The following is a 6298-nucleotide window of genomic DNA, read 5'->3' on the forward strand; positions in this document are numbered from 1 at the left end:
CGGGCGCGCCGGAGGCCGGGGCGAACGACGGCGGGCCGCCGGCGCGCGACGCCGGCGCGCCGGGGGGCGCGGGCGGGGTCGCTCCGTGCGGCGGCGGGACCGGCGGCGTGCTCAACTCACCGCGCCCGTGTACTTCTCGCCCGGGCCCTCGCCCGGGGCGTCCGGGTAGACCGACGCCTCGCGGAACGCGAGCTGGAGCGAGCGCAGCCCGTCGCGCAGGGAGCGGGCGTGCTGGTTGCCGATGTCCGGGGCGCTCGCGGTGACGAGCGCGGCCAGCGCGTTGATGAGCTTGCGCGCCTCGTCGAGGTCGAGGTGGCCCTGCTCCTGGGCGTCCTCGGCGAGGCCGCACTTGACGGCGGCGGCGCTCATGAGGTGCACGGCCGCGGACGTGATGACCTCGACCGCGGCGACGTCGGCGATGTCGCGCACGGCGTCCGCGGCGGGGTCGGGCACGGCGGCGTTCTCGGTACTCATGACGTCCATCTTTCCATCCGCGCCGCGGGGCCGGTGCCACGCACGCGACCGCCCCGGGACGACGTCGGTCGTCGCCCGAGGACGACGTCGGCCGCCGCCCCGGGGGACGGCGGCCGACGTGCGGACCGGGGCGGCGGGGCCGCCGGTCGTCAGACGCGGACGGGCTCCGCGGCGGTGCCGGGCTGGCCGCCCTCGACCGGGGCGCCGGTCGCGGCGAGCGCGGCGCGCAGGGCCTCGCCGAGGCCCGCGTCGACGTTCGTCCAGTACGCGATCGCGCGCTCGCGGATGTCCGCGCTGCGCACCGCGCCCACGTGCCCGGTGATCGTCTCGAGGAAGCGCTCGCGCGCGGCGTCGTCGAACACCTCGCGGTAGAGCGTGCCCGCCTGGCCGAAGTCGTCGTCCTCCGGGTGCAGCGTCGCGGCCGAGCGCGTCAGCTCGCCGTCCGCCTCCCAGCCGGTCGACTCGGCGGCGCGCGCCGGGTCGGCGTGCGCGCCGCCCTGGCTGTTGGGCGCGTAGACCGGCGTCGTGGCCGAGGAGAAGGAGTAGCGCATCGCGCCGTCCTTCGCGTACGAGTGCCCGCCCTCGGCGGCCGCGTGCGGCGCGTTGACGGGGAGCTGTGCGTGGTTCGTGCCCACGCGGTACCGGTGCGCGTCGGCGTAGGAGAAGATGCGCGCGAGCAGCATCTTGTCGGGGCTCGCCGCGATGCCCGGCACGAAGTTGCTCGGCGCGAACGTCGCCTGCTCGATCTGCGCGAAGTAATTCTCCGGGTTGCGGTTCAGCTCCATGACGCCCACCTCGATCAGCGGGTAGTCGGCGTGCGGCCACACCTTCGTGAGGTCGAACGGGTTGAAGCGGTACGTCTTCGCGTCCTCGTACGGCATCACCTGGACGGACAGCGTCCAGCGCGGGAAGTCGCCCGCCTCGATGTGCTCGTACAGGTCACGGATGTGATGGTCCGAGTCCGAGCCCGCGAGCTGCGAGGCCTCGTCGGCCGTGAGGTTGTCGATGCCCTGCTGGGTCTTGAAGTGGTACTTGACCCAGAAGCGCTCGCCCGCGGCGTTGATCCACTGGTACGTGTGCGAGCCGAACCCGTCCATGTGGCGCCAGCTCGACGGCAGGCCGCGGTCGCCCATGAGCCACGTCACCTGGTGCGCGGACTCGGGGGACAGGGTCCAGAAGTCCCACTGCATGTCGTTGTCGCGCAGGTTGGAGCCCGGGAGACGCTTCTGCGAGCGGATGAAGTCGGGGAACTTGATGCCGTCGCGCAGGAAGAACACGGGCGTGTTGTTGCCGACGAGGTCGTAGTTGCCCTCGGTCGTGTAGAACTTCAGCGCGAAGCCGCGCGGGTCGCGCCACGTGTCGGGGGAGCCCTGCTCGCCAGCGACGGAGGAGAAGCGCGCGAGCATCTCGGTCGTCGTGCCGGGCTGGAAGAGCGCGGCGCGCGTGAACGCGCTGACGTCGTTGGTCACCGTGAACGTCCCGAACGCACCGCCGCCCTTGGCGTGCACGACGCGCTCCGGCACGCGCTCGCGGTTGAACTGGGCGAGCTTCTCGACGAGGTAGTGGTCGTGCAGGACGATCGGGCCGTCGGCACCCACCGACTGCGAGTGGGCGTCGGACGCGACGGGCGCACCGGCGTTCGTGGTGGTGAAGGGGGCGGTCATGGGTCTCCTTCCGGGACCGCGAGGGCGATCCCTGATCCGGTCATTACGGGGCAAATAGGGTGCCGGACGGGCGCGCGGGAGCCCGGTCCGGCAGAGGGGTCAGGTCAGTCCGCGCAGTCGGGGCACAGGCCCCAGAACGTCACCTCGGCGGTGTCGATCCGGAACCCGGAGGTGCTGCTGGGCGTGAGGCACGGGGCGTGACCGACCGTGCAGTCGACGTCGGCGACGGCGCCGCACCCGCGGCACACGACGTGGTGGTGGTTGTCGCCGAGCCGGCGCTCGTAGCGCGCGGGGTGCCCGGCGGGCTCGATGCGGCGCACCAGGCCCTTGTCGGTGAGCGTGTGCAGGACGTCGTACACGGCCTGGACGGAGACGGAGCCGAGCGCCGCGCGCGCGGCCCGCAGGACGTCGTCCGCGTCGGCGTGCTGCTGGACCTCCACGGCGTCGAGCACGGCGAGGCGCGCGGCGGTGACGCGCAGGCCGTGGTCGCGCAGCTCGCTCTCGTGGCGCGCGCGTCGTGCCCCGTCGTCGAGGCCCGAGCCCGCGGTCGTCGTCGCTCCAGTCGCCATGGCACCACTCTAGTCACATAAACTGGAAGAGTTCCAATGATGGATCGACTCAGGTATTCGCCGGACGTCGTGACCGCCGCGCGGGGACGAGCGGCACGCGAGGTCTGCTATCCTTGATGACTGACCGACTCGTACGCGTCCGCACCGCCCGGTTCCGGGAGGTGCAGGGGCGTACCAGTGCGCAAGTGGATTCCATCCCACCCGGGTCTCGACCGCCGACGAACGTCGCGACAGAGGCCGGGTCCTGGTCCGGGACGAGCCCCTGGGGGTCCGACCCGCCGTGGCCGTCGCGTCCCCCGCGACGGCCCGACCTGATGGCCTCCGCCCTGCGCTCAGGGACGGAGGCCTTCTTCGTCCCGGGCGGTCCACCGACGACTTCCTAGGAGCATCACATCAGCGAGCCTCGCATCAACGATCGGATCCGCGTCCCCGAGGTCCGACTCATCGGTCCGGGCGGGGAGCAGGTCGGCGTCGTCCGCACCGAGGTTGCCCTGAGCCTTGCCCAGGACGCCGACCTCGACCTCGTCGAGGTCGCCCCGGACGCCCGGCCCCCCGTCGCCAAGCTCATGGACTTCGGCAAGTTCAAGTACGAGTCCGACATGAAGGCGCGTGAGGCGCGGCGCAACCAGGCGAACACGGTCCTCAAGGAGATCCGCTTCCGCCTGAAGATCGACCCGCACGACTACGGCACCAAGAAGGGCCACGTCGAGCGCTTCCTGGCCGCGGGGGACAAGGTCAAGGTCATGATCATGTTCCGCGGTCGCGAGCAGTCGCGCCCCGAGATGGGCGTGCGCCTGCTGCAGCGCCTCGCGGAGGACGTCGCGGAGCTCGGCTTCGTCGAGTCGATGCCGAAGCAGGACGGCCGCAACATGACGATGGTGCTCGGCCCGGTGAAGAAGAAGGCCGACGCCAAGAGCGAGCAGCGCAAGCGCGCGCAGGAGGCGGAGCCCCGTCTGACCAAGTCCGCGCAGCGCGCCGCCGCCCGGACGACGGACGCGCCGGAGGCCGAGGCACCGGAGACGACGGCCCCCGAGGCCGCTGCCGCCCCGGCGCCCGAGCCCGCTCCGGCGCCCGAGACCGCTCCGACGCCCGAGGCCGCCCCGGCACCCAAGGCTGCTCCGGCACCCAAGGCTGCTCCGGCACCCAAGGCTGCTCCGGCGCCGAAGGCCGCCGCGCCGAAGGCCGCCCCGCGCCCCGCCGCGGCACCGCGTCCCGCGACGGANGCCGAAGGCCGCCGCGCCGAAGGCCGCCCCGCGCCCCGCCGCGGCACCGCGTCCCGCGACGGAGTCGAAGCCTGCCGCGCCGCGGCCGGCCACGCCCCGTCCGGCGCCCGCGGCCTCGCCCGCGTCGTCGGGCTCGGCGAAGCCTGCGGCACCCAAGCCCGCCGCGCCCAAGCCGGGCGCGCCCAAGCCGGGCGCCCCGCGCCCGGCGCCCAAGCCGGCGCCGCGGGGCAAGGCCGGCTGACGCCGGCAGCACGGACCGACCCTGCTCGGGGTCCGAGCCCACCGGCCAGGACCCGAACACGTCGGCCGCCGCGAGGCGGCTGACCGGACACAAGGAGAGACGGCAGTCATGCCGAAGAACAAGACGCACTCGGGTGCCAAGAAGCGCTTCCGCATCACGGGCAGCGGGAAGGTCATGCGCGAGCAGGCCAACCGCCGTCACCTGCTCGAGCACAAGGCGACCAAGCGCACGCGCCGCCTCGCCCAGGACCAGGTGGTCTCGCCCGCCGACGTCAAGACCATCAAGAAGCTGCTCGGCAAGTGACCCGGCAGGTGGCGGGACCCGCCACCGACCGGCTCACCCCTGAGCCCCGAACTGCAAGGAGCATCACGTGGCACGCGTGAAGCGGGCGGTCAACGCCCAGAAGAAGCGCCGTACGACCCTCGAGCGCGCCAGCGGCTACCGCGGCCAGCGCTCGCGCCTCTACCGCAAGGCGAAGGAGCAGGTCACCCACTCCCTCGTCTACTCCTACCGCGACCGCAAGGCGCGCAAGGGCGACTTCCGCAAGCTGTGGATCCAGCGCATCAACGCCGCGTCGCGCGCCCAGGGCCTGACGTACAACCGCCTCATCCAGGGTCTCAAGGCCGCGGGTGTCGAGGTCGACCGTCGCCTGCTCGCGGAACTCGCGGTCAACGACGTGGCCGCGTTCAACGCGCTCGTCCAGGTCGCGAAGGACGCGCTGCCCGAGGACGTCAACGCGCCGAAGGCCGCAGCCTGACCAGCGCGCACGACGCCACGGACGCCCGGACGGCGCACGGCCCGCTCGACCCCACGCTGACGAACCCTCGCAGCGACCGGGTCAAGGCGGTCCGCGCGCTGGCCGGGCGTCCGGCGCGTTCACGGCACGGGCAGCTCCTCGTGGAGGGGCCGCAGGGCGTGCGCGAGGCCGTCCGGCACGCGCCCGCGCGCGTGCGCGACGTCTACGTGACGCCCGCCGCGGCCGGGCGCCACCCGGAGATCGTCGACGACGCGCGCGCCGCCCGGCTGCACGTGCACGTCGCGACGGCCGAGGTGCTGGCCGCGATGAGCCCGGACGCGCAGGGCGTGCTCGCCGTCGTCCGGGCCGAGGCGCCGAGCCTGGCGGACGTGGCGGCGTCGCTCGCGCGCCCGGACCGCGACCGGCCCGCGCTCGTGGCGGTCCTCGCGACCGTCCGCGACCCCGGCAACGCCGGCACCGTCGTGCGCGCCGCCGACGCGGCGGGTGCGGACGCCGTCGTGCTCGCGGGGGAGTCGGTGGACGTGCACAACCCCAAGGTCGTGCGCTCGACCGCCGGGTCCCTGTTCCACCTGCCCGTCGTCACGGGCGTGAGCCTCGCCGACGCGCTCGCCGCCCTGCGCGGCGCGGGCCTCATCGTGCTCGCCGCGGACGGTGCGGGCGACCTCGACCTCGACGACCTGCTCGACGTGGCCGGGTCGGGCGGGGCGGACGTCGCCTCACGCCCGGCCGTGGACCTCGCGGCACCCACCGCGTGGGTGTTCGGCAACGAGGCGTGGGGTCTGCCCGTGGAGGACCGCGCGCTCGCCGACGCCGTGGTGCGCGTCCCGATCCGCGGGCGTGCCGAGTCGCTGAACCTCGCGACGGCCGCGACCGTGTGCCTGTACGCGTCCAGCCGGGCCCACCGCCCCCGGCGCGGCGCGGCGTGAGGCTCTTCGCGGCGCTCTACCCGGGGGCGGTCGCCCTCGACCACCTCGCGCTCGCGCTGGCGGACGCGCACGCGCAGGAGGCGCGGAGGCCCGACGGCGCCCCGCTCGTGCGGTGGACCGCGCCCGAGACGTGGCACCTCACCGTCTCGTTCTTCGGGGACGTGCCCGAGGGCGCGGTGCCCGAGCTCGCTGACGCGCTCGAGGCGGTCGCGCGCGACGTCCCGCCGCTCTCGCTGAGCCTGCGCGGTGCGGGCGTGTTCGACCGACGCGTGCTGTGGGTGGGGGTCGGGGGCGACGGTGCCGACGCCCTGCACGACCTGAGCGTCGCGGTCGCCGAGGCCGCCGGGGACGTCGGCGTCCGCGTGGACCGCCGTCCGCGCCGGCGCGCCCACCTCACCGTGGCGCGCGCGGCGGCCGGGGCGCGCCAGGCGCAGCGCCGCGCGC

The 6298-nt window shown here is 74.5% G+C and carries 8 protein-coding genes; 5 read left to right on the plus strand and 3 right to left on the minus strand.

Annotated elements, in window-relative coordinates; genetic code table 11:
* Positions 1 to 111 precede the first annotated feature (111 nt).
* From GJV82_RS18855 to GJV82_RS18865, 3 genes are all read right to left on the minus strand, one after another.
* On the minus strand, positions 112 to 474 hold the full coding sequence (locus GJV82_RS18855) for a DUF1844 domain-containing protein (protein WP_024840659.1): 363 nt from the start codon (positions 472 to 474) through the stop codon (positions 112 to 114).
* 149 nt (positions 475 to 623) lie between these two features.
* Positions 624 to 2138, minus strand: coding sequence for a catalase (locus tag GJV82_RS18860; protein ID WP_155100287.1), 1515 nt, complete (start codon positions 2136 to 2138; stop codon positions 624 to 626).
* A 104-nt stretch (positions 2139 to 2242) separates the two neighbouring features.
* Positions 2243 to 2707 carry a Fur family transcriptional regulator gene (locus GJV82_RS18865; RefSeq protein ID WP_024840661.1) on the minus strand — a complete coding sequence of 155 codons (465 nt, stop codon included), beginning with the start codon at positions 2705 to 2707 and terminating at the stop codon, positions 2243 to 2245.
* A gap of 443 nt (positions 2708 to 3150) precedes the next feature.
* Between GJV82_RS18865 and infC the strand changes: the two genes are divergently transcribed.
* The 5 genes from infC to thpR all read left to right on the plus strand — a co-directional run.
* On the plus strand, positions 3151 to 4254 hold the full coding sequence (gene infC, locus GJV82_RS18870; RefSeq protein WP_318657841.1) for a translation initiation factor IF-3: 1104 nt from the start codon (positions 3151 to 3153) through the stop codon (positions 4252 to 4254).
* 25 nt (positions 4255 to 4279) lie between these two features.
* Positions 4280 to 4474 carry a 50S ribosomal protein L35 gene (rpmI, locus tag GJV82_RS18875; RefSeq protein WP_024840663.1) on the plus strand — a complete coding sequence of 65 codons (195 nt, stop codon included), beginning with the start codon at positions 4280 to 4282 and terminating at the stop codon, positions 4472 to 4474.
* A 67-nt stretch (positions 4475 to 4541) separates the two neighbouring features.
* Positions 4542 to 4928 carry a 50S ribosomal protein L20 gene (rplT, locus tag GJV82_RS18880; RefSeq protein WP_024840664.1) on the plus strand — a complete coding sequence of 129 codons (387 nt, stop codon included), beginning with the start codon at positions 4542 to 4544 and terminating at the stop codon, positions 4926 to 4928.
* A gap of 56 nt (positions 4929 to 4984) precedes the next feature.
* Positions 4985 to 5854 (plus strand): TrmH family RNA methyltransferase, encoded by an 870-nt coding sequence (locus GJV82_RS18885; RefSeq protein WP_155100288.1) that lies wholly within the window; start codon positions 4985 to 4987, stop codon positions 5852 to 5854.
* Positions 5851 to 6298, plus strand: a 448-nt coding sequence (gene thpR / locus GJV82_RS18890; protein ID WP_318657840.1) for an RNA 2',3'-cyclic phosphodiesterase, incomplete at its 3' end; no start/stop codon positions are given. The genes GJV82_RS18885 and thpR, both read left to right, overlap by 4 nt.

This window comes from Cellulosimicrobium composti (genome assembly GCF_009711085.1).
Classification (GTDB): domain Bacteria; phylum Actinomycetota; class Actinomycetes; order Actinomycetales; family Cellulomonadaceae; genus Cellulosimicrobium; species Cellulosimicrobium composti.

Coding starts and splice junctions, on each gene's coding strand:
- GJV82_RS18855 (WP_024840659.1), bottom strand. CDS start 474: ATGAGTACCGAGAACGCCGCCGTGCCCGACCCCGCCGCGGACGCCGTG.
- GJV82_RS18860 (WP_155100287.1), bottom strand. CDS start 2,138: ATGACCGCCCCCTTCACCACCACGAACGCCGGTGCGCCCGTCGCGTCC.
- GJV82_RS18865 (WP_024840661.1), bottom strand. CDS start 2,707: ATGGCGACTGGAGCGACGACGACCGCGGGCTCGGGCCTCGACGACGGG.
- rpmI (WP_024840663.1), top strand. CDS start 4,280: ATGCCGAAGAACAAGACGCACTCGGGTGCCAAGAAGCGCTTCCGCATC.